Source organism: Anaerotruncus massiliensis (ex Togo et al. 2026), from assembly GCF_900199635.1.
In the GTDB taxonomy this organism is placed as follows: Bacteria; Bacillota; Clostridia; order Oscillospirales; family Ruminococcaceae; genus Anaerotruncus; species Anaerotruncus massiliensis.
Genome location: NZ_LT962687.1, coordinates 1663072 through 1687298 on the forward strand (window position 1 = coordinate 1663072; position 24227 = coordinate 1687298).

Below are 24227 nucleotides of genomic sequence, written 5' to 3' on the forward strand. Positions count from 1 at the left end.
CTCCCCCGCTTATTCGTCGAGCGGCCGCACGATCGAAAGCGCCGACCGCGTCTCATCGAAGGCGGTCTCCAGCCGTTCGGTGAGCTGTTCGACGGTCGCGTCCGCCACGATGTCAAGCAGCGAATAGATGTCGTCGACGCCCGCAAAATAGGTCGCGGCCATGAGTCCCGCCACCGATTCCACACGGCTGTACATGCCGATATAGCGCCCGTAGGTGGCCCGGCGGCAGAGTTCGAACATCCGCTCGTCGATCCCCTCCCGCTTCATGCGGGCAATCTCCTCTTTGATCTCCCGCGCGACCCGTTCCGGCTCGCGGCTCTCGCCCGAGAAGATCGCGCACATATAGTCGCGCCCGGCCATGATCTCGCTGCCGAAGGTCGCGTTGATGATGCCCGCGTCGTACATGCGGCGGTAGAGCGGCGACGCCTCCCCCGCGATGATGTCGGCGAGCAGCTCGTCGAGCACCTGGTTTTTGAGGTTTTCCCGGGGGGCGCCGGCGCGGCCCTTGAAGCCGAACTCGAAGAGCGGCGTGGCGACCGACAGCTTCTGCTCGACGAGCGGCTTGCAGACGCCGTCCGGCTCATCGACCGTGCGGCGCTCGATCTCCACCGGCTTCTCATCCGGCTTGAGCACCCGGTCGGCGACCTTCAGCACGGTGTCCACGTCGAAGTTGCCCGCCACGCAGAGCACCATGTTGTTCAGGTTATAGAAGGTGCGGTAGCAACGGTAGAGCAGCTCGTGGTCGATCTTGGAGATCGACTCGACGGTGCCGGCGATGTCGATGCGCACCGGATGCCTGTGGTAGAGCGCGGCGAGCAGGTTGAACTGCACCCGCCAGTCGCCGTCGTCGTCGTACATGCGGATCTCCTGCCCGATGATCCCCTGCTCCTTCTGCACCGACTCCTTCGTGAAGTAGGGGCGGCGCACAAAGTCAAGCAGGATCTCGAGCGACTGCTCGAAGTTGCCGGTGCAGGCGAAGAGGTAGGCGGTCTTGTCGAAGGAGGTATAGGCGTTGGCCGAGGCGCCCGTCCTGGCGTACCGCTCGAACGCGTCCCCCTCCTCGTTTTCAAACATCTTGTGCTCGAGGAAATGCGCGATCCCCTCCGGCACGTCGACGAACTCCGCGTCGTCCTGCGTCTTGAAGCCGGTGTCCACCGAGCCCACGTTGGCCGTGAAGGTCGCGTAGGCGGTCGAGTAGCCCTTCATCGGGCAGAGCAGCATGTTGAGGCCGGACCGGTGTTTGATCCGCACCATCTCCTCCCCGAGCCGCGCGGATTTGACAATCTGCTGATCCATCTTACTCCGCCTCCTTTCCTGTGAGGAAATAGACCGTGTCGAGCGTGACCTGCCCGGCCGCCGCGATCACGTCCTCACGGGTGACCTCGTCGAGCAGGGCGCTCTCGTCCTTGGCCGAGTACTGGGCGCCGCCCACGATCTGGGTGAGGTACCACTCCTCGGTCGCGCTGAGCGAATCGCCGACCGCCTCCAGGGAGGTCTGCATGAGCAGGCGGGTGGCGGTGAGCTCCTCGTCGGTGAATTCGCCCCTGCGCACACAGTCGAGCTGGCGGAGGATCTCGTCGTAGGCCTTCCGCCCGTTCTGCTTCTCCACGCCGCTGTCGACGAACATGAGCCCGGTCAGACGGTCGAACCGCGCGGCGCAGTAGTAGCAGAGGCTGAGCTTTTCGCGCACGTAGGTGAAGAGCCGCGAGGTCGGCGTGCCGCCGAAGAGCGCGACCATCATGCGCATGCCGCCGAAGGCGCGGCGGTCCTTAATCTCGCCGGTGCGGAAGCCCATCACCAGCTTGGACTGCGCGACGTCCATCTCGTCGGTCTGCTCGCGGACCCTGTCGGCGCGCAGGGCCGTTTGGACCTTTTCGAGCGCGGCAGGGCTGCGGCGGATTCCGGAAAACGCCTTGCGGAAGGTCTCCTTCGCCTCGGCCGGGTCGCCGCTGCCCACGAAGAAGAGCTCCACCTGCGCCGTTTCGACGACGCGGCGGTAGGCCTCCGCCGCCGAGCGGGCGGTGATCGCCTTTGCGTCGGGGATGGAGCCGTATTTGTCGACCGCGATCGGCTCGCCCGCGCACATGAGCGACTTGCAGCGGGTCAGCGCGTAGAGGCGCTTGTCGTTGATCTGCCCCTCGATCGTGTCCACGAGCTGCTGGCGCTCGAGCGCCGTGTCCTGCTCGTCGAACGCGCCGTCCGACAGCTTCGGGTCGAGCAGCACGTCGCAGAGCAGCGCCGCGCATTCGCGCGCGAGCGGGGCGTTATCGAGGGTGAAGCGGTCGTCGATGCCGTAGATCGAAAGCTCCAGCACCTGGTAGCCGCCGAACTTGGACACGTCGCAGGAGAGGGACGCGCCGTAGAGCTCGCACAGCTTCTGGTTGAGCATGGTAAAATCTGGGCAGGAACGGCAGCCGCGCCGCAGGATAAAGGGCAGGGCCGCGTTCACCGAGGCCGTTTCGCTCTCCAGCCCGACCAGCAGGTTGGCGGAGATGCGGTTGTGTTTGAATTTGGGATCGGTGACGCTGCTGAACCAGACGCCGTCGCCGATGGATTCCCGTTGGAAGCGGTCGTTCATTCGATGATCTCCTTTGGGATATTTCTATATTACGAGAAGTTATTATACCATAAAAACCCGCGCGCGCGCCATCTTTTTTCCATCGTTTTTAAATCGTTAACAAAATGGTGTGGCTCGCCCCGTCGAGCGGGATTTCCTCCGCCGGATTCCCGTCCACCGTGAGCGTCCGTTTCCCCGTCCGGGAGCATTCGATCGCGTAGGTCGCCTCCCCCTCCCGTACCGTAGCCGAGAAACGGTTCCAGCTTTCGGGCAGGCGGGGCGAAAGGGTGAGCGCCCCGCCGTGGAAGCCCAGTCCCAGCAGTCCGCCGACCACCGCGCGGTAGTACCACGCCGCCGCGCCGGTATAGATGCTCCAGCCCCCGTGGCCGCAGCACCCGGCGTGGGTGTAAATGTCGGCGGCGAGGTAGTAGGGCTCGGTCTTGTAGCTCTGGGCGAGCGCCGCGTCGGTGCAGCGGGAGGCGGGGTTGAGCATGTCGAGCAGCCGCCAGCCCTCCTCCGCGCGGCCCGCCTCCAGCAGCGCGAGCGCGAGCCAGATGGCCGCGTGGGTGTACTGGCCGCCGTTTTCCCGGATGCCGGTGGGGTACGCCTTGATATAGCCGGGGTTGTGGTCGGAGCGGTCGAAGGGGGGCGTAAAGAGCTTCACGATCCGCCCCTCATGGTCCACAAGGCGGTCGAGCGCGGAGTCGAGCGCCGTCTGCACGCGCGAAGCGTCGGGCATCCCCGCGAAGACCGCAAAGCTCTGGGAGAGCAGGTCGATGCGGCATTCCTCGCTCTTATGGCTGCCGAGCGGGGTCCCGTCGTCGTAAAAGGCGCGCAGGTACCAGTTTCCGTCCCAGCAGGATTTGTCGAGGTTCTGGCGCAGAAGCGCCGTCGTGCCCTTCATAAGCTCGGCGCGGAAACCGTCCCCGCGTTCGGCGCAGAGCGGCGCGAACCGCCCGCACACCACGGCGAGGAACATCCCGAGCCAGACGCTCTGCCCCTGCCCGCCCGCGCCGACGCCCGAAAACCCGTCGTTCCAGTCGCCGCAGCCGATCTTCGGGATGCCCTTGTCCCCGAAATTGCTCGCCTTTTCGATCGCGCGCACGCAGTGCTCGAACACCGTCGCCTTTTCCTCCGACTGCTGCACCGCCTGGTAACGCTCCTGTTCCCCCTCCGCGAGCGGTTCCCCCTCGCAGAAGGCGATCTCGAGGTCGAGCAGCTCCCGGTCGCCCGTCGCCTCGACATAGCCGCAGACGGTGTAGGGCAGCCAGAGCAGGTCGTCGGAAAAGCGGGTGCGCACCCCGCGCGTCTCGCTGGGTAGCGCGTGCCACCAGTGGAGCACGTCCCCCTCGGGGAACTGCACGGCGCAGCAGCGCGCGATCTGCTCCCTGGCGATCTCCGGGTCGAGCAGCTGGTAGGCGCCCGCGTCCTGCAGCTGGTCGCGGAAGCCGTAGGCGCCCGAGCACTGGTAGAAGGCGCACCGGCCCCACAGCCGCCCCGCGAGGATCTGGTGGGGCGCGAAGGTGTTGATGAAGCGGTCGAGCGGCTCGCTCGGGGTGGAGATTGAGATCGAGCGGCGGCCGGAGCCGCCGGAGGGCGGCAGCGGCCGCCCAGCGAGCTGCGCGGCGGCCGCCTCCCCGGCGGCCGCCGTGAGGATGAAGCGGATCGACTCGCGCCGGCGGGGCGGCAGGCGCTTGCGCACCACCGTGCCCGCAATGGGGTCGTTATTCGGCAGCAGCTCCCGCGGCGACCAGTCCCCCGCGTAAAACGCGGCGCGGTCGGTCGTGTGGCTCGGATGCCCGTCCGGGACGCGGACCGCCATCCAGGCGGGAAGCTGCGCGTGATAGGGATTATGCAGCGTCAGGCAGCCGTCGAGCTGCCCGAACCGGATATATTTCGCCGTCTGCCGGCTGACGCCCAGCACCGGCTCGATCACATAGGCGCAGATGGCCTCCACCTCCCCGTCGCTCTCGTTTTCCAGCGTCACATCGAGGAATTTTGCGCTCCCCGCGTCGGATACCGTCACGCGCACCTCCGTCGAAAGGTCCCCCGCGCGCCCCTTCCAGCGGGCCTCCGACGGGGAAAAGAAGGCGCGCGCGCCGTTCACCAGGTCGTAAATCTCCTCCCCCAGCTTCAGCAGGAGGCGTTCGCCGTCGTTACCCGAGGCGATGTCGTTGCGCCAGGGACTGAGCTTGCATTCACGGGCATTCTGCCACCAGGTGTTGCCGAGGCTAGCGTCCTGCATGAGGCACCCGAACGACGGGTTTGCCAGCACGTGGGAGAAGGGCAGCGGCGTCACCCGCTCGACGCAGAAGCCCTCCCCGAGGTAGGCCCCGCCCACCACGTCGAACCGGTTGGGGTCCTGCGGGATCTCCGCCGGCTCGGCGTGCAGGATGGGCGCGGGCCTCCACTCGGCCGGGGCGGGCTCCCGCGCGTCGGACGCGGTGTGGCAGGCGGCGGCCCTGAGGGCGGTGAGCACCTCCCGGGAGACCTCCCGCGGAATCCGGTACACGCCCTCCGGAAGCGGATTCTCCGGCGCGCCGAGCACGCAGAGGTCGAATTCCAGCCGGTGCAGCCGCATGATCGTCCAGAGCTCCAGGTAGGCCGACAGCCGCGCCCAATCCGGCTCGGCGCCCCAGTCGTAGAGGACGACGGGCCGGTCGCCCGAAATCCCCAGCGACCAGAGCGCGTCCTGCCCGCGGGTGTTCTCCGCGAGGGCGGCGCGCGCCGCATCGCCGCAGTCCGCGCCGAAGAGCATCTGCGGCAGCAGCCGCAGACCGAACCGCGCGGCCATCGAATCGCCCATGAGCGGCGAGGGCGCGGGGGCCGAACGCTCCTCCCGCGCGGCCGCGAGGTTGCCCGCGCTCTCGGCGAGCGACGGCCCGCAGGAGAGCAGCAGCGTCGCCGCCGCCTCCCCGCGCGCCGGGACGGTGAGGGTCAGGCGGAGGGCGCAGCAGCCGTCGGGGGTGGCGGTCTGGCCGCCGAAGGGCAGCGCGTCGAAATGCAGCAGGTTCTGGAGCCCCTCGGGATAGGGGGTCATCTCCTCCCGGCGCAGGCAGCAGTCGAACGGGATCCGTTCCGCGAGCCCCGCCGAAAGGAAGAGCCCATCCGAGCCGTCCCGGTGGCGGCGGAAGAAACTGACCGAATCGGTTGCCGCGTCCCGGCTTCCCAGCAGAAAGAGCTTGGAGAAGGCGGGATGCGCGGCGTATTCGCTGTTTTGGGCGAGCACCGGCTCGAAGTAGAAGCAGACCTGCGCGACCGCCTTGGACGCGGTGTGGTTGCGGACGGTCAGCGCGCACCGCTCCACCGGACGGACCGCGTCTAGGGTGAACCGCTGGGTGAGCTCGATCTCCCCCTTCCGGGCGTGGTAGGACGCGCCGTCCGCCGTGAACTCGCAGCGGTGCGCCACCCCCTCCTGCCAGAAGGGCGCGGCCGTGGCCGAGATCGTCTCGCCGCACGCCTTCACAAGGGCGAGAATCCCCTGCGGGTGGAGCAGCGGGTCGTCGGAACGGCGGGTCACGTCGCAGTCCCCATAGCGCAGCCAGCCGTTCCCCGTCTCGGAGAGCGGATGGCAGCAGAGCCCCGACGCGAGCAGAGTGCAGGCGGGCGACAGCGGGGAGAGCCCCTCCCGCACGATGGGTGCGCCCTCGGGCGCGGGCTTTTGCCGCTGGTCGTTTTCCGGTTTCATCTGGTCGTACACCACCGCATCCTTTGATATTTTTTCCTGCAAAAATTCCCTGGCGGAACCCATCGCGTGGTCGCGCATGAACCGCTTCTGCATGACGTTGTCGAGCAGCGCGTTCGCGCAGGCGACGATGCTCATGCCGACATGGTGCGCCATATAGGAGCGCACCACCGCAAAGCCTCCCGCCGGGGCGCGCCCGGGCGTGAAGTCGGCCGCCTCATAGAAGCCGTACCTTCCCGCCATGCCGAGCGCCTCGAGGCGGTCGAGGTTTTTCATCCCGCCGTCAAGGTCGAAGGGCAGCGCCAGAAAGGTCGCATAGGGCGCGACGACGCATTCCCGGTCGAGCCCCCGCTTCACCCCCAGTGCCTGCACGCCGTGCGCCTTGTACTGGTAGTTTAAGTGCGGGTCGAAGGCGAAATACCCGCTCTCGCTGATCCCCCACGGAACCCCAGCGCGGCGGGCGCGCCGCTTCTGGCAGTAGAGCGCGTAGTGGAGCGCCTCGCCCAGCAGCGACCCGTCGTAGGCGGGCAGCAGCAGATGGGGCATGAAATATTCAAACATCGTGCCCGTCCAGGAGACCGGCCCCGCGTAGGGGCCGCAGCGGGACATCGCGCGCCCGAGCGCGCTCCAGTGCCGCCGTCCCGCCTGCCGGGTGGCGACCGCGTAATAGCTGGCGGTGCGCGCCTCGCTCATGAGGAAGTCGTAGTGGGAGCCGGAGGGATTGCCGTTCCGGTCCAGGCCGATCGTCAGGAGCTTGCGGCGGCGGTTGTAGAAGACGGAAAAATCCGTCCGTTCCAGCAGCGCCTCCACGCGTCCGACAAGCTCCCCCATCCGCGGCTCCTGCGCGGCGTACTCCCGCAGGCCCTCCCCCAGCGCGACGAGCGCGCAGAGGAAGTTTCCGCTGTCCACCGCCGAGACAAACGGCTCGGGCAGCACCCGCAGGTCGTCGGTCGCGTACCAGTTATAGAGGTTTCCCCGGTAAGTCTCGAGCTTTTCGATCGTCGAAATCGTCCGCTCGATGCGGGTGTAGAGCCCCTCGGTGTCGATCAGGTGCAGATCGCGCGCCGCGAGCATCGAGAGCAGCATCATGCCGATGTTGGTCGGCGAGGTGCGCCGCGCCACCGCCTCCACCGGGGAATCCTGGACGTTGTCGGGCGGCAGGTAGTGGTTCTCCTTCCCGGCATAGTCCTCGTAGAAGCGGAACATCTGGGCGCAGAGGGAGAGCAGGCGCTCCCGCTGGACGCGGCCGGGCAGCGCTTTGACCTCCGGCGTCGGGCGGGCGGTCGCCGCCGCGACGGGCGCGTAGAGCAGAAAGAGCGCGCCGTAGAGCTTGACGACGAGGCTCTGCGGCGGCGCGAAGATGAGCAGGCAGAGGCCGATGAGCTCGGAAAGCCAGCTTCTCCGCAGCACGGCGAGCACCCCCGCGTCGCGCGTCTCCCCCTGCGCGGCGGTCGTCCACTGGAGCAGGTTCTTGTGGGAGAACGCCATCCGCCAGAGGGCGCGGCAGGCCGCGTCGAGGGCGACGACCGCCTGCTGGGCGGTCATGACCGTGCCGAGCAGCGCCTGCCCCAGCAGCTCGAAGACGCGCGGCAGCGTGCGCGCGAAATAGCGACGGATCAACGCGAACCGGCCGCCGCTTACGATGGCGCGCACCGCGCCCAAAAGCGGCGCGAGCGCGCCCGAGAGGAAGGCCAGCGCGCAGAGCAGCAGCGCGGTCCCCTGCGGCAGAAAAGCCGCCGCGGCCACGCAGGAAAGCGCCGCCGCCGGCGTCAGCGAGCGGCGGAGGTTGTCGAGGAGCTGGTATTTCGCAAGCGGGCCGACCGGGTTGGGGCGGCGGGAGCCGTTCAGCACGATCGTCCGGCGCAGGAAGGGCAGGTTCTGCCAGTCGCCGCGGATCCAGCGGTGCAGCCGTGTGAACCAGGAGAGCGCGTTGGTGGGCATCCCGTCGGTGAGCTCCACGTCGGAGAGGAGCCCCACCCGCAGGTAGGCGCCCTCCACGATGTCGTGGCTGAGCACGCGGTTTTCGGGAAACCGCCGCCCGACGACCGCGTGGAAGACGTCGATATCGATGAGTCCCTTGCCGGAAAAGACCGTCTGTCCAAAGAGGTCCTGATAGAAGTCGCTGCACTCCTGCTCATAGGAGGAGATGCCGCCCGCGCCCGCCATGATACGCGTAAAGTCCGTCGCCTTTGCAGACTCCAAATCGGTGCCAATACACGCGGTCAGGATGCCGTAGCCGGCGGCGACGGCGTTGTGTTTGCCGATCACCGGGCGGTTGAGCGGGTGCTCCGCCGCCGCGAGCAGCTGGCGTGCGCCGTCGAAGGAGAGGTTGGTGTCCGCGTCGAGCGCAATGAGGTATTTGAGGTTCCCGAGCGCCTCGCGGTCCCCCGCGAAGCAGGCCACAGGCGTCTCCCCGCCCTTCACAAAGCGGATGAATTCGATGATTGCGCCCCGCTTGCGCTCCCAGCCGCAGTAGGCGTTCTGCGTCGGGCTGTAGACCCGCCGCCGCACAAAGAGGAAAAACCGGCCGCCGTACCGGCGGTTCAGCTCTTCGATCACCCGTTTGGCGGCGTCGATCCGGGGGCCGTCCTGCGGGCTGAAGGGCCGGCGGTCCTCCCCGAAATCCGCGAGCACGCAGAAAAAGAGGTTTTCGGCGGGGTTGGAAAAGTAGAGCTGCTCCAGCCGGTTCCGCAGCCCGTCCGCCTTGTCGGCGGCGGGCAGCAGGGTCGTCACGGCGACCGCCGTCTTCGGCAGCTCGGTCAGTTCGACGCGCGGAATATGCCCCGCCGGGACGCCGCGCATCGCCAGCGAGGAGGCCGGCACCCGCACAATCTCGACGAGCGGCAGGTACCCGAGCAGCGCGGCGGCGGGACCGAAGCCCGCCCAGAGAAAGGCGCAGAGGGCCAGCGGCAGCGCCCAGGAGAGCAGGAGCGCCGCGCGCCCGCGCCGCCGGGCGCGGATGGCGCGCGGGTCGTGCCCGAGCAGATAGTAGCCGACGTGGCGTTCCCGCTCCCCCTTCGCGTCCCCGGCGCAGATGAGGATGTCGCGCGCAACGGCGCTTTCCGCCGCGCCGGTATATCTTGCGATGCGCGCGGCGATCTGCCGGTAGTGCCGCCGGGACTGCTCCGCCATGCGCGGGTAGACCCCGGCGGGGTCCTTTTCAAAGATGCGCTCGACCGCGCTCACCGAACGGGTGAGCGCGTCGAAATCGAGTTCGTAGACCGCCGTCAGCCCGGTGACCGCGTAGGAGAGGAGGCGCTCCCGCCCTGCGGAATCCCGCTCCCCCGCGCAGGCGTCCGCCGCCGCGTGCAGCAGGACGCATTTGAGCGCGGTGTAGGTGAATTCCAGCTGACGCTCCCCGAGCTCGGAAAGCTCGTTCGCGGCCGTAAGCGCCGCGCGGACCTCCTCCATGCCGATCGGGATCTCCCCGTCGGCAAAGACCGCCTCAAGCTGTAGATAGAGCCCGAGCAGCGGCGCGCTCCGCTTTCGGCAGCCGCGCAGGTCGAGCAGCGACTGCTTGGCGTGCGCCTCGAGCGCGTAGAAATTATCCGAAAGCCACTGCTCCCAGCCCTCGGGCGCGCAGGTCTCCCGCAGGGCGGAAAACCGCGCGCGCAGGCTCGAAAGCTCCCGCCGCAGCCCGCGCGCGATCCGGCGCGCCCCGCCGCGCGGGACCTCCCGCGCGGCCGCGCGCACCCGTTCCTCGATCATCGTCCGTTTATTCCCGTCCATCTGCAAACCGCCATTTCTTTTATCGTTCGCAGATATTTTTACCAGAAGGCCCCCAAACATGCAGAAAAGGCCGCCGGGGTTTTCCCCGGCGGCCCTTGGCCGTCCGTTATTGTCCGAGCAGTTCCCGCAGGCCCGCCTCGTCGATCACCGCCACGCCCAGGCTCTGCGCCTTGGTGAGCTTGCTGCCCGCCTCCTCGCCCGCCACGACGTAGTCGGTCTTCTTCGAGACGCTTCCGCTCACCTTGCCGCCCGCCGCCTCGATCATCTCCTTGGCCTCGCTGCGGGTCAGCGACGGCAGCGTGCCGGTCAGCACGAAGGTCTTCCCGGCGAAGGTGTCCGCCGCGGGCGCCGTCTCGCAGAGCATGTTGAGCCCAAGGGAGCGGAACCGCTCGATGAGCGCGCGGTTCTGGCCGAGCGCGAAGAAATCCGCGACGCTCTGCGCCATGATGCCGCCATAGCCGTCGATTCCGGCGATCTCCTCCGCCGTGGCGGAGAGTACCCCGTCCATGCTGCCGAACCGCTGGGCCAGCAGCTGCGCCGACCGCTGCCCGATGCCCGGGATGCCCAGCGCGAAGAGCAGCCGCGACAGGTCGCGGGATTTCGACCGCTCGAGCGCCTCCAGCAGGTTCTGCGCGCTCTTCTTCCCCATCCGTTCGAGGGCGGCGAGCGGTTCCTTTTCCAGAGTGTAGAGGTCGGCGGCCGAATGCACGAGTCCGCTTTCCAGCAGCTGGTGGACGATCGCCGGGCCGAGGCCGTCGATGTCCATCGCGTCGCGGCTGGCGAAATGCACAAGGTTGCGCGCCACCTGCGCCGGGCAGGCCATGTTGACGCAGCGGAGCACCGCCTCCCCCTCCTCCCGCTCGGCGATGCTGCCGCAGGAGGGGCAGACGTTGGAAATCCGGTAGACCGGCGCGCCCGGCTGGTGGAAGGCGACCGAGACGACCTCGGGGATGATGTCGCCCGCCTTGCGCACGACGATCGTGTCCCCGATGGCGATCCCCTTCTCGTTAATGAAGTCCTGGTTGTGGAGCACCGCGCGGCTCACCGTCGTGCCCGCCAGCGTGATCGGCTCGAAGACCGCCGTGGGCGTGAGCGCGCCGGTGCGCCCCACGCGGATCTCGATCTCGCGCAGGGTGGTCCGCTTCTCCTCGGGAGGGTATTTGAAGGCGACCGCCCAGCGGGGGAACTTGGCCGTCGCGCCGAGCTGTTCGCGCTCTGTAAAGTCGTCGACCTTGATGACCGCGCCGTCGATGTCGAAGGGGAACTCGTAGCGGTTTTCGCCGATCCGCCCGATCTCCGCGATCGCGTCGGAAATGTCGGTGAACGCCTTATAGGAGGGGATCACCTTGAAGCCGAGCGCCGCCAGGTAGTCGAGCGACTGCTTGTGGCCGGTGAGGGTCTTCCCCTCGATCCGCTGGATGTTGAAGACGAAGATATCCAGCCCCCGCTGCGCGGTGACGCGGCTGTCCTTCTGCCGCAGGGAGCCCGCCGCCGCGTTGCGCGGGTTTTTGAAGGGCTCCTCCTCGTTTTCGAGCTGCCGGGCGACCACCCGGTCGAAGCTCGCGCGCGGCATGTAGACCTCCCCGCGCACCTCGAGGAAGGGGAGCTTTTCGGTGAGGGTCATCGGGATCGACCCGACCGTCTTGAGGTTCTCCGAGACGTCCTCCCCGGTGACGCCGTCCCCGCGCGTCGACCCGCGCCAGAAGGCGCCGTCCCGGTATTCGAGCGAGACGGACAGCCCGTCGATCTTCGGCTCGACGATGTAGACGGGGTCCGCCACCGTCTCGCGCACCCGTGCGTCGAAGGCGGCGATGTCCGCCGTGTCGAAAACGTCCTGCAAGGAGCCCATCTGCACCTCGTGGCGCACCGGCGCGAAGGTGTTGAGCGCCATGCCCCCGACGCGCCGCGTCGGGGAGTTCTCCGTCGCGAGCTCGGGGAATTCCGTCTCGATGTCCAGCAGCTCGTGCAGCAGCCTGTCGTAGTCATAGTCGCTGATCGAGGGGTTGTCGAGCACATAGTACTCATAGCTGTATCTTTCCAAAATCGGGCGCAGCTCGCCCGCCCGGTTTTCCGCCGTTTTCCGGTCCATGCCGTCTTCCTCCAGTTCGGTATCGTTCCCTGTTATTCTATCACAAATCCCCGTCTCAATCCACATTTTTCAGGCCGTAATCGTTGACCTTGTCGATGAGTCCGCGGTTGTCGCCCGAGATATCGGTGAACGACTGCGGCACCTCCCCCACGATCACCGTTTCGGCGATGCAGATGTCGGTCGAGACGTCCGTCTCGACCGTATAGAGGGGCAGGATCGCCGCCACGCGGGTGTTGACCGTCACCATCACCTGGTGCAGCGTCTGGTTGATGCCCGCCGACTGGAATTTGTTGTAGATCTGCGTCTCGGTGTAGCCCATCGGCACGACCTTGAACTGGACGCTCGGCCCCCGCCCCGACAGGAAATGCCCGCCGAGCAGGGTGCCCAGCGGAAGGTCGATCGGCTGTTCGATCCCCTTCTGGAGCTCGTCGCTGACCGCGTTGTTGATCTCCGCCTTGAGCCGGTTGAGGGCAACCATATTGGTGGTGACCGTCGTGACCTTGCCCTTCTCATCGAGCACGGCGTTCATGATCTTCCCATAGGTGATGTTTTCCTCGGAAATGACCCGCAGCACCGCGTCGTTGACCGCGCGGGTCGCCACCAGCTTGGACTGGTAGGTCGACACCGTCGAGACGAGCGGCCGGATGCGCCCGTCCACCCAGAAGGCCGCCAGCAGGATCAGCATCCCCGCCGCGAGCATCTTGAGCGCGCGCAGCTTGCGGCGGCTGATGCGGATGGTGATCGGTTTCACCGCGCCGCCCCCTTTCCGTATGCGTCTATCTATTAATGTATTCGGCTCCGCGCCAAAACGTTCTCGCAGACGGAAAATCCGGCTAAATCCCTCCGCTTTGGGTGACAAACCGGGCGTTTCGTGCTAGGATGGAAGAAAAAGGAGGGAACGCCATGCCGCAAAAGCTGAACGAACGGGAGCTCGCGGAGTTCGGGATCACAGCCAACCACGAGCGGATGGAAAACGGCGAGGTCCGCTTCCGCCTCACGGGGCGGGACGGCAGCAGCTATATCCGCTGCGAGAATACGGGCGGCCCGGTGTGGGAAAACAGCCATTCCCACAGCGCCCTGAGGGAGATGGTGATCGTGCAGGAGGGCCGCGTCGTCTTCGCCGAATACCGGGAGGGGACGGCGCGCCTGCGGGAGCTCCCGCCCGGCGGCTGGGCGGTCACCGTCCCCGGCGTGCCCCACAACGAATGCCTCGCGCGCGGGACCGTCGTGCACACGGTCAAATTCGGGGACTGCTCCCATCCCGACTGGATCGCCAGCCCGGAGCTCGACGCGCTCACCAAGCGGCTCTCCTTCGCGGAGGCGCTCGAAATCGCCCGGAAAACGAAAACGGACGCCTGACCTGCCGGTCGGGCGTCCGTTTTTAGAGCGGATTATTTCTTCTGATCCTTCGCGCGGATCTCGGTGCGGCGGATCTTGCCCGAGATCGTCTTGGGCAGTTCGGTGACGAACTCGACGATGCGGGGGTATTTATAAGGAGCGGTCTGTTTTTTGACGAAGGTCTGGAGCTCCTTTTTGAGCTCCTCGGAGGGCTGGTAGCTGCTCGTCAGGACGATCGTCGCCTTGACCACGATGCCGCGGACGGGATCGGGCGCGCCGGTGACCGCGCATTCCAGCACGGCGGGGTGCTCCATCAGCACGCTCTCGATCTCGAAGGGGCCGATGCGGTAGCCCGACGATTTGATGACGTCGTCGGTGCGTCCGACATACCAGAGGTAGCCGTCCTCGTCCATCCACGCGGTATCGCCCGTGTGGTAGTAGCCGTCGTGCCAGGACGCGGCCGTCTCCCCGGGGTTGCGATAGTAGCCGCCGAAGAGCCCGGGATGGGGCTTCTCGGTGTTGATGACGATCTCGCCGACGGCGCCGCGCGGCACGTCGTTGCCGTCCTCGTCGATCAGGTGGATGTCATAGATCGGCGACGGCTTGCCCATCGAGCCCGGCTTGGGGGTGGTGCCCACGAAGTTCGCGACCTGCATGACCGTCTCGGTCTGGCCGTAGGACTCCATCAGGCGCAGGCCGGTGAACTCGTACCAGCGGTTGTAGACCTCGGGGTTGAGCGCCTCGCCCGCCGTCGTGGAATAGTGCAGGGCGGACAGGTCGTATCCCTCCATCCCCTCCTTGATGAAAAAGCGGTAGATGGTCGGCGGTGCGCAGAAGGTGGTGACCTTGTATTTTTCCATCATGTGCAGCAGGTCGTGGGGGACGAACTTGTCAAAGTCGTAGACGAAGATCGACGCCGCGGCGAACCACTGCCCATAGAGCTTGCCCCAGACCGCCTTCATCCAGCCCGTCTCGGAGACGGTCAGGTGCAGATCGTCCGAGTGGACGTTGTGCCAGTAGCGGGCGGTGATGATGTGCGCCACCGGGTAGGCGTGGTTGTGGACGACCATCTTGGGCATGCCCGTCGTGCCGGAGGTGAAGTAGAGGAGCAGCGGGTCGTCCCTGGAGGTCTGGACCCGCTCGAAGTTCCCGTCGTACTTTTCGAGCTCCTCCGAATAGGTGAGCCAGCCCTCCCGCCTGCCGCGGACGATAAACTTGGAGTGGACCCCGTCATACTGCCTGCACGCCTCGTCGACATACTCGGAGATGTTGCACTCGCCCGAGCAGACGCAGGCGGTGATGCCAGCCGCCTCGAAGCGGTAAACGAGGTCGTGGGTGGTCAGCAGGTTGGTGGCGGGCACGCCGACCGCGCCGAGCTTGTGGAGCGCGAGGACGGTGAACCAGAACTCATAGTGCCTTTTCAGCACCAGCAGGACCATGTCGCCCTTTTTGACGCCGTGGTCGGCGAGCATCTGGGCGCATTTGTCGGAATAGAGCTTCATCTCGCCGAAGGTGAGCACCCGCTCCTCCCCCGCCACGTTGCACCAGACCATGGCGCGGCGGTTCGGCTCGAGGCGGGCGATCTCGTCCACCACGTCGTAGGCAAAGTTGAAGTTGTCGGCGATCACCGGCTCAAAGTAGTTGAGCACGCCGTTTTCGTCAAAGCCCTCCTTGCAGAAGCGCTGATAAAAATTCTCGAGATCCATCAGTCGTTCTCCCCCTTGTCGTTTTCATCCTTCATGACGACCGCGAGGAACACACAGTCCTCGCCGCCCGTCGCGATCATGCCGTGCGCGTGGCCGGAGTCGTAATAGATCGCGTCCCCCGGTCCCATATACTCGGTGTGGTCCTCCATCTGCACCTTGAGCTGCCCGCTCAGGACAAAGTCGAACTCCTGCCCGTCGTGCTGGGAGAGGTGGATGGGCTTCTCCTGCTCCTCCTGCGAAAAGGGCGCGGTGACGAGGAAGGGCTCGGCGATCTTGCGGGAAAAGCGGTAGGCCAGGTGGTTGTAGGTGAAGCCGGCGCGGCGGTTGATGCTCAGCCCCTCCCCCTTGCGGACGATCGAGTAGAAGGAGAGGTGCGGGGCCTCGCCGGTGAGCAGCTCGATGATGTCGACGCCGAACGCCTGCGCGCAGTTATAGAGGAAGGTAAAGGTGAAGTCGCTCTTTCCATCCTCGGCGGCGAGGTATTCCTCGGCGGAAAGGCCGGTCTGCTGCGCCATCTCCGCGACCGGAATCTCCATAATTTCCCGCAGCGTACGGATCCGCATGGCAATTTCCTGTAGTTTCTGCTCTTGCATATCGGTGACCTCCATCTCAAAATTGACCGGATTTGTTGTGGCCGCGGCCCGGGAACGGGCGCGGCGAAAGTGAAAAAGACCCGTCCCTCAGATAAGGGACGAGTCCAATTTACGACCCGCGGTACCACCCGAATTGCGCAACAATGCGCCGCTTAGCGAAGCTCTAACAAGCTCCCGACCGTTAACGCCGTCCAGCGGGGAAGCCTACTTGATCTCCGTTCGGCTCCCAACTCGGGGGTGATGAGCTGTCAAACGGCCCGCCGCCGGCTTTCACCATATGCCGGCTCTCTGTGGGCTGGGCTGTGTCTGCGCCGTCCCCGTCATCGTCTTTGAAAAGTTATTGACGCTATCATACTGCAAACTTTGGGCGTTGTCAATACCGTTTTTTTCAAAAAATTTTCAGCGGATATACCGGAGCAGGTCCAGCGGGCGCTCCGCGACCGCGTCCGCGCCGTTCTCCCGCAGCTCCTCCTCCGACCGGAACCCCCACAGCGCCCCGACCGCGAAAAGCCCGCCGTTCTTCGCCGTCTGCATGTCCACGCCGCTGTCCCCGACGTAGACCGTGTCGGCGGCGCGGATCCCCGTTTCCTCCAGGATCTCCGCCGTCAGCAGCCGGTCGGGCTTTGTGGGCCAGCCCTCCCGCTGGCCGTGCACGACCGCGAACCGCTCCCCCAGCAGGCTCCTGCAGAGCTCCACTGTAAAGGCGTGCGGCTTGTTGGAGAGCACCGCGCAGGCGGCGCCCGCCTGTTCCAGCGCGCCGAGCAGCTCCGGGACCCCCGGGTAGGGCGCGGTCAAATCGGCGTTGTGCGCGCTGTAGTAGGCGTTATACTCGTCCCGCAGCAGCGCGAGCGCACCGGGCGAATGATCGGCGTCCGCAGGGATCATCCGCTCGACGAGCTTATAGACGCCGTTGCCCACAAAGAGCTTGTACCGTTCGGCCGGGTGCTCCGGCCAGCCGTGCGCCCGCAGCAGGTGGTTGCCCGCCGCGGCGAGGTCGTCGAGCGTGTTGAGCAGCGTCCCGTCGAGGTCGAAAATCACGAGCTTTTTCATTCCGCGGCACCCGCCTTCGCATCCGTCTTCTGCTGGAAGCGCGCCGCGTCGACAATCACCCGGCTGTGCGTGCCGCGGCCGATCTCCCCCGCCGCGTCCCGCGCGGACACGGTGAAGTCCACCCGGCGGCCCTCCGCCGCGACGATCTCCGCCGACGCCTCCGCCGCCATGCCGGACGGCGTGGCCGACATGTGGGACACGTCCATCGCCGTGCCGACCGACGTCTGCCCCGGCTCCAGAAAGCGCGCGAGCAGCGTGCAGGCGGCCCGTTCCATCTCCGCGATCATCGCGGGCGTGGCGAGCACGTCGAGGTCCCCGCTGCCCATATGAGACGCGAGCCGCTCCGGCCCGACCGTAAAGGTCACGGTATTCTTTTCTCCGATCATAAATGGCACCCCCGTTTTCTAACCGACGACAGTATAGCACAAATGGACGCGGGATGCAAAAAAGCAGTCCGGCGTTCCGGATGGAACGCCGGACTGCATCAAACGCTTCGGGGGTTCCGGGAGGACTTTTCAAAGCCTCCCTAGGAGAAGGTGAACTGTTCGTCCTTCCAGGAGCAGACGATCCGGTCGCCCGCCTTGATGGTGCCGTGGAGCAGCTCGTCGGCGAGGCGGTCCTCGATCTTCGCCTGGATCGCCCGGCGCAGCGGGCGCGCGCCGTAGAGCGGGTCAAAACCGTCGAGGGTGATCTTCTCCGCCGCCGATTCGTCGAAGCTGATCTCAATGTGCAGCCCCGCGAGCCGCGTCTTGAGCGCGTCGAGCATGTTCCCGGCGATCTGCCGCACCTCCTGCTGGCTGAGCTTGTGGAAGACGATAATCTCGTCGACGCGGTTGAGGAACTCGGGCTTGAAGGATTTTTTGAGCTCGCCCACCATCATCTTGCGCACCGCCTCCTGCTGCTTATCCGGGTCCTCCTGCGCGCCCGCGGAAAAGCCGAGCCTGCCCTGCTCGCAGATCATGCGCGCGCCGATGTTGGAGGTCATGATGATGATCGTGTTTTTGAAGTTGACGGTGCGCCCCTGCGCGTCGGTGAGGATGCCGTCCTCCAGGATTTGCAGCAGCATATTGAAAAAATCGGGGTGTGCCTTTTCGATCTCGTCGAAGAGGATCACCGAATAGGGGCGGCGGCGGACCTTTTCGGTGAGCTGTCCGCCCTCGTCGTAGCCGACGTATCCCGGCGGCGAGCCGACCAGCTTGCTGACCGAGTGCCGCTCCATATACTCCGACATGTCCAGCCGGATCATCGCGTGCGGGTCGCCGAACATGCATTTGGCGAGCGCCTTGCAGAGCTCGGTCTTGCCCACGCCGGTGGGCCCGAGGAAGATGAAGGAGCCGAGCGGGCGCGACGGGTCGTGCAGGCCGACGCGGGAGCGCCGGATGGCGCCCGCCACCGCGTGTACCGCCTGCTCCTGCCCGACGATCATCTGGTGCAGCGACTCCTCGAGGTGGAGCAGCCGCTCGCTCTGCGCCTCGGTGAGGCGGGTCGCGTCGATGCCGGTGATGTCCGCCACGAGCTTCGCGATGTCCTCGGAGGTGAGCTTCTGAAGGCTTCCGTCCCCGCTGTCCTCCCAATCGTTCTGCGCCTTCTCCAGACGCGCGCGCAGGTCGCTCTCCCGGTCGCGGATGCTCGCCGCGCATTCGAAATTCTGGGTGCTGATCGCCGTTTCCTTCTCTGTCTTGAGGGCGGTCAGCTTGTTTTCCAGCTCCCGCAGGCTGTTCGGGACTGTAATGCTGTTCATCTTTACACGCGAGCAGGCCTCGTCGATCAGGTCGATCGCCTTGTCGGGCAGGCGGCGGTCGGCGATATACCGCGCGGACAGCGCCACGGCCGATTCGACCGCCTCGTCGAGGATGCGGATGCGGTGGTGCTCCTCGTACCGCTCGCGCAGGCCCTTGATGATCGCGACCGCGTCCTCCTCGCTCGGCTCCTCCACGAGGATCGACTGGAACCGGCGTTCGAGGGCGCTGTCCTTTTCGATGAACTTGCGGTACTCGTCGATCGTCGTCGCGCCCACGAGCTGGAATTCCCCGCGCGCGAGCTGGGGCTTTAAAATGTTGGCGGCGTCCACCGCGCCCTCCGCCGCGCCGGTTCCGATGATCGTGTGCAGCTCGTCGATAAAGAGGATGATGTTGCCCGCCGCGACCACCTCGTCGATCGTGTTCTTGATCCGCTCCTCGAAGTCGCCGCGGTATTTCGTGCCCGCGACCATGCTTGTCAGGTCGAGCGCGATAAACCGCTTCTGCTTGAGCTGGGGCGGTACATCCATCTCGACGATCCGCCGCGCGATTCCCTCGGCGATCGCCGTCTTGCCGACGCCCGCCTCGCCGATGAGGCAGGGGTTGTTCTTGGTGCGGCGGGTCAGGATCTGGAGCACCCGCTCGATCTCCTTCTCCCGGCCGATCACCGGATCGATTTTCCCCTGCCGCGCCATCTCGGTGAGGTCGCGGCCGTACTTGTCGACGAGCGGAGTGCGCACCGCGGGCTTGGGCCGCGGCGGCGCGGCGCGCCGTACGCCCAGCAGGTCCGCGCCCGTCGTCTGGGCAAAGTCGCCGATCTGCTTGACGACCGCGTCCGGTTCGACCGAGAGCTGCTTTAAAAAGCGCACGCCGTAGCTGTCGTTCTCCTTGAGCAGGTTCATGAGGATGTGCTCGGTGCCCGCGAGCGGCACGCCGCTCATCCGGGTCTGCATGAGGGACATCTCGAGGATGCGCTTGCAGCGCGGCGTGATGTCCGACGGGGTGAGCACCGAGCGGATGCCCTTGCCTACCGTCTTGATGAGCAGTTCGCGCACCTTTTCCGCCGTGACGTCGCATTTTCCCAGCACGGTGAAGGCCACTCCGCTACCTTCGGCGAGCAGGCCGAGCAGCAGGTGCTCGCTGCCGATATAGGTGTGCCCGAGCACTGACGCCTCCTCGATCGCGCAGTTGATCGCCGTATTGGCCTTCGGCGTAAAGCCGTTGAATTTGAACAAAAGATCACCTCAGAAGTTCGTTTCCCCGCCCCCGAACGGCGTTTCCCTCCGGCCGGCGGCCCGCAGGGCGCCGTAATATCTTATGCGGGAACCATTCATAATATTGTCAGAAGCCCCCGCCGATATGCGCCGCCGAAAGCGGAAAACGCGCCCGCTGTAACCGAAGGGAAGGGAGCGACATAGTATGGGATGAAATCACTAATAGGAGGTCACCTTTCATGGGATGTAACAACTTTGGCGGCAACTACTTCTGGATCATTATCCTGATTATCATCATCTTCGGTTGGGGTTGGGGCGGCAACAGCGGCTTCGGCTTTGGCAACAACGGCGGATGCGGCTGTGGCTGCGACAACAACTGCGGCTGCGACAACTGCGGCGCCAACTACAACAACGGCTGCGGATGCGGCTGTGGCTGCTAATCGGCGGTAAGATCCAAAAAAAGAGCGGGAGGCGCGCTGCGCCTCCCGCTCTTTTTCCGTTATTCGGTTTGATCAGCCCTTTTTCACCGGGCGGTCCGCATACTCCCGGTCGCGCCGCTTGCGCCAGGAGCGCAGCAGGTTGATGGAGACCGACGCCGCGACGGCCACGAGCATCATGATCGGGATGAGCCACTTGCTGTAGGCCTCGTCGGACGAGAGCACCTCGGTCCACATCTTATCCATCGCGAGGCTCATCTCGGGCGAAAGCTCGATGAAAAACTCGGTCTTTTCGATCACCCCGTCGGGCGGATAGGCGATCGGGTCCCCGGTGACCTCGGGGTCCATCAGCTCGAGCGCCGCGTCGTTGGGCGAGGAATAGCCGATGTATTCGGCGTTGGCCGCGCCCACCTCCGGTTCGAGCAGGAAGTTGATGAACATCTCGGCGGCTTCCTTGTTCTTCGCGCCCACCGGAATGACCGCCGCGTCGACGAAGCGGTTGGTCCCCTCCTCCGGCACGAAATAGGAGAGGTCGGGGTTATCCGCCATCATCGTGATCGCGTCGCCCGCGTAGTAGGGCGCGATGGCCGCCTCGCCGCCGAGCATCTTGTCGAAGATCTCGTCCATGACGTACGCCTGCACCAGCAGCTTCTGGTCCTTGAGGGAATCGGTCGCGTCGCGCAGCTCCTCCTCCCTCGTCGGGTTCATCGAGTAGCCGAGCCTTTTCAGCGCGATCGCGAACGCGTCGCGCGGGTTGGAGAACATCAGGATTTCGCCGAGATACTTCTCGTTCCACAGCAGATCCCAGCTCCCCAGATCCTCCTCGTCGACCATCTGGGTATTGTAGATTACGCCGACGGTCCCCCAGGTGTAGGGGACGGAGTATTTCCCGCCCGGGTCGTAGATCGGGTCCAGGAAGCTCTCGGAGATGTTTTTGAGGTTGGGGATGTTGTCGAAGTCGAGCTCCTCGAGCATCCCCTCGTGGATCATCCGCGCGATCGCATAGTCGGAGGGGATGACCACGTCGTAGTTGGCTCCGCCGCTCTTGAGGCGGGCGTAGAGCTCCTCGTTGGTCGCGAAGGTGGTGTAGTTCACCTTGATGCCGGTGAGCGCCTCAAATTCGGAGATGACGTCCATCCCCTCGTCCGAGCCGTCGGAGATATACTCGCCCCAGTTGTGGACGTTGATCGACACGTTTTTGCCCCGAAACCGCTCATAGTAGGCGGGGTCGGAGACCTCCACCTCCGCGAGGGCGGGCAGGGGGAGCGCCAGCAGCAGCGCCGCGGCGAGCGCGAGGGACAGGAACCGTTTTTTCATCATACCCGATCCCTCGCTTTCATCCGGAGCTCCCGCTCCCGGCGCGCGTCGCCCACGTTGACGAGCAGCAGCACGGTGAGCACCACCACGAAGATGATGGTACTGAGGGCGTTGATCTCCGGGCTGACCTTGCGCCGGGTCATCGAATAGATCGTGATCGGCAGCGTCTGGGAGGTCGGCCCGGTGACGAAATAGCTGATGATGAAGTCGTCGAGCGAATAGGTGAACGACATCAGAAAGCCCGCGACGATGCCCGGCATGATCTCGGGGATGACCACCTTGAAGAAGGCCTGCGAGGGACTGCACCCGAGGTCCTGCGCCGCCTCGAAGACGGAGATGTCCATCTGGCGGAGCTTGGGCATGACGTTGAGGATGACGTAGGGGACGTTGAAGGTGATGTGCGCCAGGATGACCGTCGTAAAGCCGAAGTCGAGCCGGATGCCCGCCGACTTGACAAAGACGAAGAGCAGCATGAGCGAGACGCCCGTGACGATCTCCGGGTTGATGATCGGCAGGTAGGTGACGTTCATGACAAGGGTGCGGGACATCTTTTTCATGTTGCGGATGCCGATGGCGGCCAGCGTGCCGAGCACGGTGGCCACGACCGACGAGATCACCGCCACGAGCAGGGTGTTCATGAGCGACTGGATGATCATCTGGTTGTGGAAGAGCTTCTCATACCAGCCGAAGGTGAAGCCGGTCCACGCGCCGCGGGATTTGGACTGGTTGAAGGAGAAGACGATGAGCACCAGGATCGGCGCGTAAAGGAACGCCATGACGATGGCCACGTAGGATTTTTTCAGCCATTTCATTTGAGCAGATCCCCCTTCTCATCGTCTCCGAACTGGTTGGTGATGCTCATGGCGAGCAGGATCAGCACCATCAGCACGAGGGAGATCGCCGCGCCGAGGTTCGGGTTGTAGGCGTTCCCGAGGAACTGCAAATCGATCAAATCGCCGATCAGCAGGTTTCCGCCGCCGCCGAGCATCCGCGAGATGATGAAGGTGGACACCGACGGGACGAACACCATGATGACGCCGGTCGAGATGCCCGGGACGGTCATCGGGATGAGCACCTTTGTGAGGACCTTGCGCGCGTTCGCGCCGAGGTCCTGCGCGGCCTCGATCACGCTGTTGGGGATCTTGGTCATGATCGAATAGAGGGGCAGGATCATGAAAGGCAGGTAGTTGTAGATCATGCCGAGCACGACCGCCCCCTGCGTGTTGATCATCTCGAAGGGGCCGAGGCCGAAATGCGCGAAAAAGCGGTTGATGAGGCCGTTCTTCTCGAGGATGGTCATCCACGCGTAGGTGCGCAGCAGAAAGTTCATCCACATGGGCAGCATGATGAGCATGACCATCGTGCGCTGGCCCGCGCCGCTGTGCCGGGAGATGATGAAGGCGAGCGGATAGGCGATGACCAGGCAGATCACCGTGGCGAGGAAGGCCAGCCACACCGAGCGGACAAGCACCGGCGTGTATTCGCCCACCTGGGAGATGTAGTCGATCGTAAAGGTCCCGTCAGGGGTGGTCACCGCGTAGTAGGCCACCAGCCCGAGCGGCACGAGGATGAAGATCAGCATCCAGACGAGGTATGGGAACGCGGCCGCCTTCGATTTCATCCCTCCACCTCCATCTTGTGCATGATGTGGATATCGAAGGGGTCGACCTCCATTCCGATGAAGGTGCCCGGCTGCTCGCTGCGGGTGGAGTGGATCATCCACTTGTAGCCGTGCGCGTCGACGATCATCTCAAAGTGCACCCCCTTGAAGATGACCGATTCCACGACGCCGGTGATCGGCGCGCGCTCCGGGGAGACCACCTTGATGTCCTCCGGGCGGATGACCACGTCGACCCGCTCGAGCCGGCCGAAGCCGGTGTCGACACATTCAAACTTCTGGCCCGCGAACTCCACGAGGCAGTCGGCGTGCATGACGCCGTCGATGATGTTGCTTTCCCCGATGAAATCCGCGACAAACGCGTTCTTCGGCTCGTTATAGATATCCTGGGGGGTGCCCACCTGAAGGATGTCGCCGTCCTTCATGACGACGACGGTGTCCGACATCGTGAGGGCCTCCTCCTGGTCGTGCGTGACATAGATAAAGGTGATCTCCAGCGCCTGCTGCATCCGCTTGAGCTCGATCTGCATCTCCTTGCGCAGCTTGAGGTCGAGCGCGCCAAGCGGCTCGTCGAGGAGCAGGACGCGCGGATGGTTGACGAGCGCGCGCGCGATCGCCACGCGCTGCTGCTGGCCGCCCGACAGCTGGTCGATGTTGCGGCGGTCGTAGCCGGTGAGGTTCACCAGGTCGAGCATCTCCCACACGCGGGTCTTGCGCTCGTTTTCCGGCAGCTTTTTGAGCTTGAGACCGAACTCCACGTTCTCGAACACGTTGAGGTGCGGAAAGAGCGCGTACCGCTGGAAGACGGTGTTGACCTGGCGCTTGTAGGGCGGCAGGTCGTTGATTCTCACGCCATCAAAAAAAACGTCACCGGACTTGGGTGTGACGAAACCGCCAATCGTCCGGAGCGTCGTGGTCTTGCCACAGCCGGACGGCCCAAGCAGGGTAACGAATTCTTTGTCGCGGATGTCGAGATCCAGTCCGACGAGGATGGGGTCGCCATCAAAATCGACGGAGATGTCTCTCAGGCTGACAATGGTGCTTTCTTTCATTTATGCATCCCCCTTTGCGGAATTTAGGCCGTCTTTACGGCCCCCGATGACTTCTTACCGCTTACCCGCAAAAGGAATTCGTTTCCCCGGCGGCGCATCCCCT

The 24227-nt window shown here is 65.2% G+C and carries 16 protein-coding genes and 1 other annotated feature; of the genes, 2 read left to right on the plus strand and 14 right to left on the minus strand.

Annotated features, from left to right (window positions below; all coding sequences use genetic code 11):
- Positions 1-9: 9 nt before the first annotated feature.
- The 5 genes from yfmH to yunB form a co-directional block, all read right to left on the minus strand.
- A complete protein-coding gene (gene yfmH, locus C1A13_RS08365) occupies positions 10-1296 on the minus strand; it encodes an EF-P 5-aminopentanol modification-associated protein YfmH (protein ID WP_101550982.1) in 1287 nt (428 codons plus the stop codon).
- 1 nt (position 1297) lies between these two features.
- Positions 1298-2578 carry an EF-P 5-aminopentanol modification-associated protein YfmF gene (gene yfmF / locus C1A13_RS08370; protein WP_101550984.1) on the minus strand — a complete coding sequence of 427 codons (1281 nt, stop codon included), beginning with the start codon at positions 2576-2578 and terminating at the stop codon, positions 1298-1300.
- 88 nt (positions 2579-2666) lie between these two features.
- Positions 2667-9971 (minus strand): GH36-type glycosyl hydrolase domain-containing protein, encoded by a 7305-nt coding sequence (locus tag C1A13_RS08375; protein ID WP_146021706.1) that lies wholly within the window; start codon positions 9969-9971, stop codon positions 2667-2669.
- Between the two features lie 106 nt (positions 9972-10077).
- Positions 10078-12060 carry an NAD-dependent DNA ligase LigA gene (gene ligA / locus C1A13_RS08380; RefSeq protein ID WP_101550989.1) on the minus strand — a complete coding sequence of 661 codons (1983 nt, stop codon included), beginning with the start codon at positions 12058-12060 and terminating at the stop codon, positions 10078-10080.
- Between the two features lie 55 nt (positions 12061-12115).
- Positions 12116-12811, minus strand: a complete 696-nt coding sequence (yunB, locus tag C1A13_RS08385) for a sporulation protein YunB (protein WP_101550991.1) — start codon at positions 12809-12811, stop codon at positions 12116-12118.
- Positions 12812-12963: 152 nt separating this feature from the next.
- On the opposite strand from yunB, the gene C1A13_RS08390 reads away from it, so the two are divergent.
- Positions 12964-13419: a hypothetical protein gene (locus C1A13_RS08390; RefSeq protein WP_101550993.1), complete on the plus strand. Its 456-nt coding sequence runs from the start codon at positions 12964-12966 to the stop codon at positions 13417-13419.
- Between the two features lie 32 nt (positions 13420-13451).
- On the opposite strand, the gene C1A13_RS08395 is transcribed toward C1A13_RS08390, so the two are convergent.
- The 5 genes from C1A13_RS08395 to C1A13_RS08415 all read right to left on the minus strand — a co-directional run bounded on the left by C1A13_RS08395 (position 13452) and on the right by C1A13_RS08415 (position 19721).
- A complete protein-coding gene (locus C1A13_RS08395) occupies positions 13452-15104 on the minus strand; it encodes an AMP-binding protein (RefSeq protein ID WP_172439220.1) in 1653 nt (550 codons plus the stop codon).
- Positions 15104-15667 carry a cupin domain-containing protein gene (locus C1A13_RS08400; protein ID WP_242970838.1) on the minus strand — a complete coding sequence of 188 codons (564 nt, stop codon included), beginning with the start codon at positions 15665-15667 and terminating at the stop codon, positions 15104-15106. Before C1A13_RS08400 ends, C1A13_RS08395 begins: the two co-directional genes overlap by 1 nt.
- 121 nt (positions 15668-15788) lie before the next feature.
- Positions 15789-16030 (minus strand) — a binding site (T-box leader).
- Between the two features lie 66 nt (positions 16031-16096).
- Positions 16097-16747, minus strand: a complete 651-nt coding sequence (locus C1A13_RS08405; protein ID WP_101551001.1) for an HAD family hydrolase — start codon at positions 16745-16747, stop codon at positions 16097-16099.
- Positions 16744-17133: a thioesterase family protein gene (locus tag C1A13_RS08410; protein WP_101551002.1), complete on the minus strand. Its 390-nt coding sequence runs from the start codon at positions 17131-17133 to the stop codon at positions 16744-16746. Before C1A13_RS08410 ends, C1A13_RS08405 begins: the two co-directional genes overlap by 4 nt.
- A 140-nt stretch (positions 17134-17273) precedes the next feature.
- Complete coding sequence (locus tag C1A13_RS08415; protein ID WP_101551005.1) at positions 17274-19721, minus strand: ATP-dependent Clp protease ATP-binding subunit; 2448 nt, start codon at positions 19719-19721, stop codon at positions 17274-17276.
- Between the two features lie 218 nt (positions 19722-19939).
- Here C1A13_RS08415 and C1A13_RS08420 point away from each other — a divergent pair, with 218 nt between their 5' ends.
- Positions 19940-20140, plus strand: coding sequence for a hypothetical protein (locus C1A13_RS08420; protein ID WP_101551007.1), 201 nt, complete (start codon positions 19940-19942; stop codon positions 20138-20140).
- 72 nt (positions 20141-20212) lie between these two features.
- Here C1A13_RS08420 and C1A13_RS08425 read toward each other — a convergent pair whose 3' ends face one another.
- From C1A13_RS08425 to C1A13_RS08440, 4 genes are read right to left on the minus strand one after another with little or no spacing between them, the layout of a single operon-like run.
- Positions 20213-21454, minus strand: coding sequence for an ABC transporter substrate-binding protein (locus C1A13_RS08425; protein ID WP_101551009.1), 1242 nt, complete (start codon positions 21452-21454; stop codon positions 20213-20215).
- The gene (locus C1A13_RS08430) at positions 21454-22266 is read right to left on the minus strand and encodes an ABC transporter permease (RefSeq protein WP_101551011.1); all 813 of its coding nucleotides are present in this window, start codon (positions 22264-22266) and stop codon (positions 21454-21456) included. The genes C1A13_RS08425 and C1A13_RS08430 overlap by 1 nt, the downstream gene beginning before the upstream one ends.
- A complete protein-coding gene (locus tag C1A13_RS08435) occupies positions 22263-23075 on the minus strand; it encodes an ABC transporter permease (RefSeq protein WP_101551013.1) in 813 nt (270 codons plus the stop codon). The genes C1A13_RS08430 and C1A13_RS08435 overlap by 4 nt, the downstream gene beginning before the upstream one ends.
- Complete coding sequence (locus C1A13_RS08440; RefSeq protein WP_101551015.1) at positions 23072-24124, minus strand: ABC transporter ATP-binding protein; 1053 nt, start codon at positions 24122-24124, stop codon at positions 23072-23074. Before C1A13_RS08440 ends, C1A13_RS08435 begins: the two co-directional genes overlap by 4 nt.
- Positions 24125-24227 lie beyond the last annotated feature (103 nt).

Excerpts from the sequence above, each read along its gene's own strand:
- yfmH (WP_101550982.1), bottom strand. The coding sequence starts at position 1,296 with ATGGATCAGCAGATTGTCAAATCCGCGCGGCTCGGGGAGGAGATGGTG.
- yfmF (WP_101550984.1), bottom strand. The coding sequence starts at position 2,578 with ATGAACGACCGCTTCCAACGGGAATCCATCGGCGACGGCGTCTGGTTC.
- C1A13_RS08375 (WP_146021706.1), bottom strand. The coding sequence starts at position 9,971 with ATGGACGGGAATAAACGGACGATGATCGAGGAACGGGTGCGCGCGGCC.
- ligA (WP_101550989.1), bottom strand. The coding sequence starts at position 12,060 with ATGGACCGGAAAACGGCGGAAAACCGGGCGGGCGAGCTGCGCCCGATT.
- C1A13_RS08390 (WP_101550993.1), top strand. The coding sequence starts at position 12,964 with ATGCCGCAAAAGCTGAACGAACGGGAGCTCGCGGAGTTCGGGATCACA.
- C1A13_RS08395 (WP_172439220.1), bottom strand. The coding sequence starts at position 15,104 with ATGGATCTCGAGAATTTTTATCAGCGCTTCTGCAAGGAGGGCTTTGAC.
- C1A13_RS08400 (WP_242970838.1), bottom strand. The coding sequence starts at position 15,667 with ATGCGGATCCGTACGCTGCGGGAAATTATGGAGATTCCGGTCGCGGAG.
- C1A13_RS08405 (WP_101551001.1), bottom strand. The coding sequence starts at position 16,747 with ATGAAAAAGCTCGTGATTTTCGACCTCGACGGGACGCTGCTCAACACG.
- C1A13_RS08410 (WP_101551002.1), bottom strand. The coding sequence starts at position 17,133 with ATGATCGGAGAAAAGAATACCGTGACCTTTACGGTCGGGCCGGAGCGG.
- C1A13_RS08420 (WP_101551007.1), top strand. The coding sequence starts at position 19,940 with ATGGGATGTAACAACTTTGGCGGCAACTACTTCTGGATCATTATCCTG.
- C1A13_RS08425 (WP_101551009.1), bottom strand. The coding sequence starts at position 21,454 with ATGAAAAAACGGTTCCTGTCCCTCGCGCTCGCCGCGGCGCTGCTGCTG.
- C1A13_RS08430 (WP_101551011.1), bottom strand. The coding sequence starts at position 22,266 with ATGAAATGGCTGAAAAAATCCTACGTGGCCATCGTCATGGCGTTCCTT.
- C1A13_RS08435 (WP_101551013.1), bottom strand. The coding sequence starts at position 23,075 with ATGAAATCGAAGGCGGCCGCGTTCCCATACCTCGTCTGGATGCTGATC.
- C1A13_RS08440 (WP_101551015.1), bottom strand. The coding sequence starts at position 24,124 with ATGAAAGAAAGCACCATTGTCAGCCTGAGAGACATCTCCGTCGATTTT.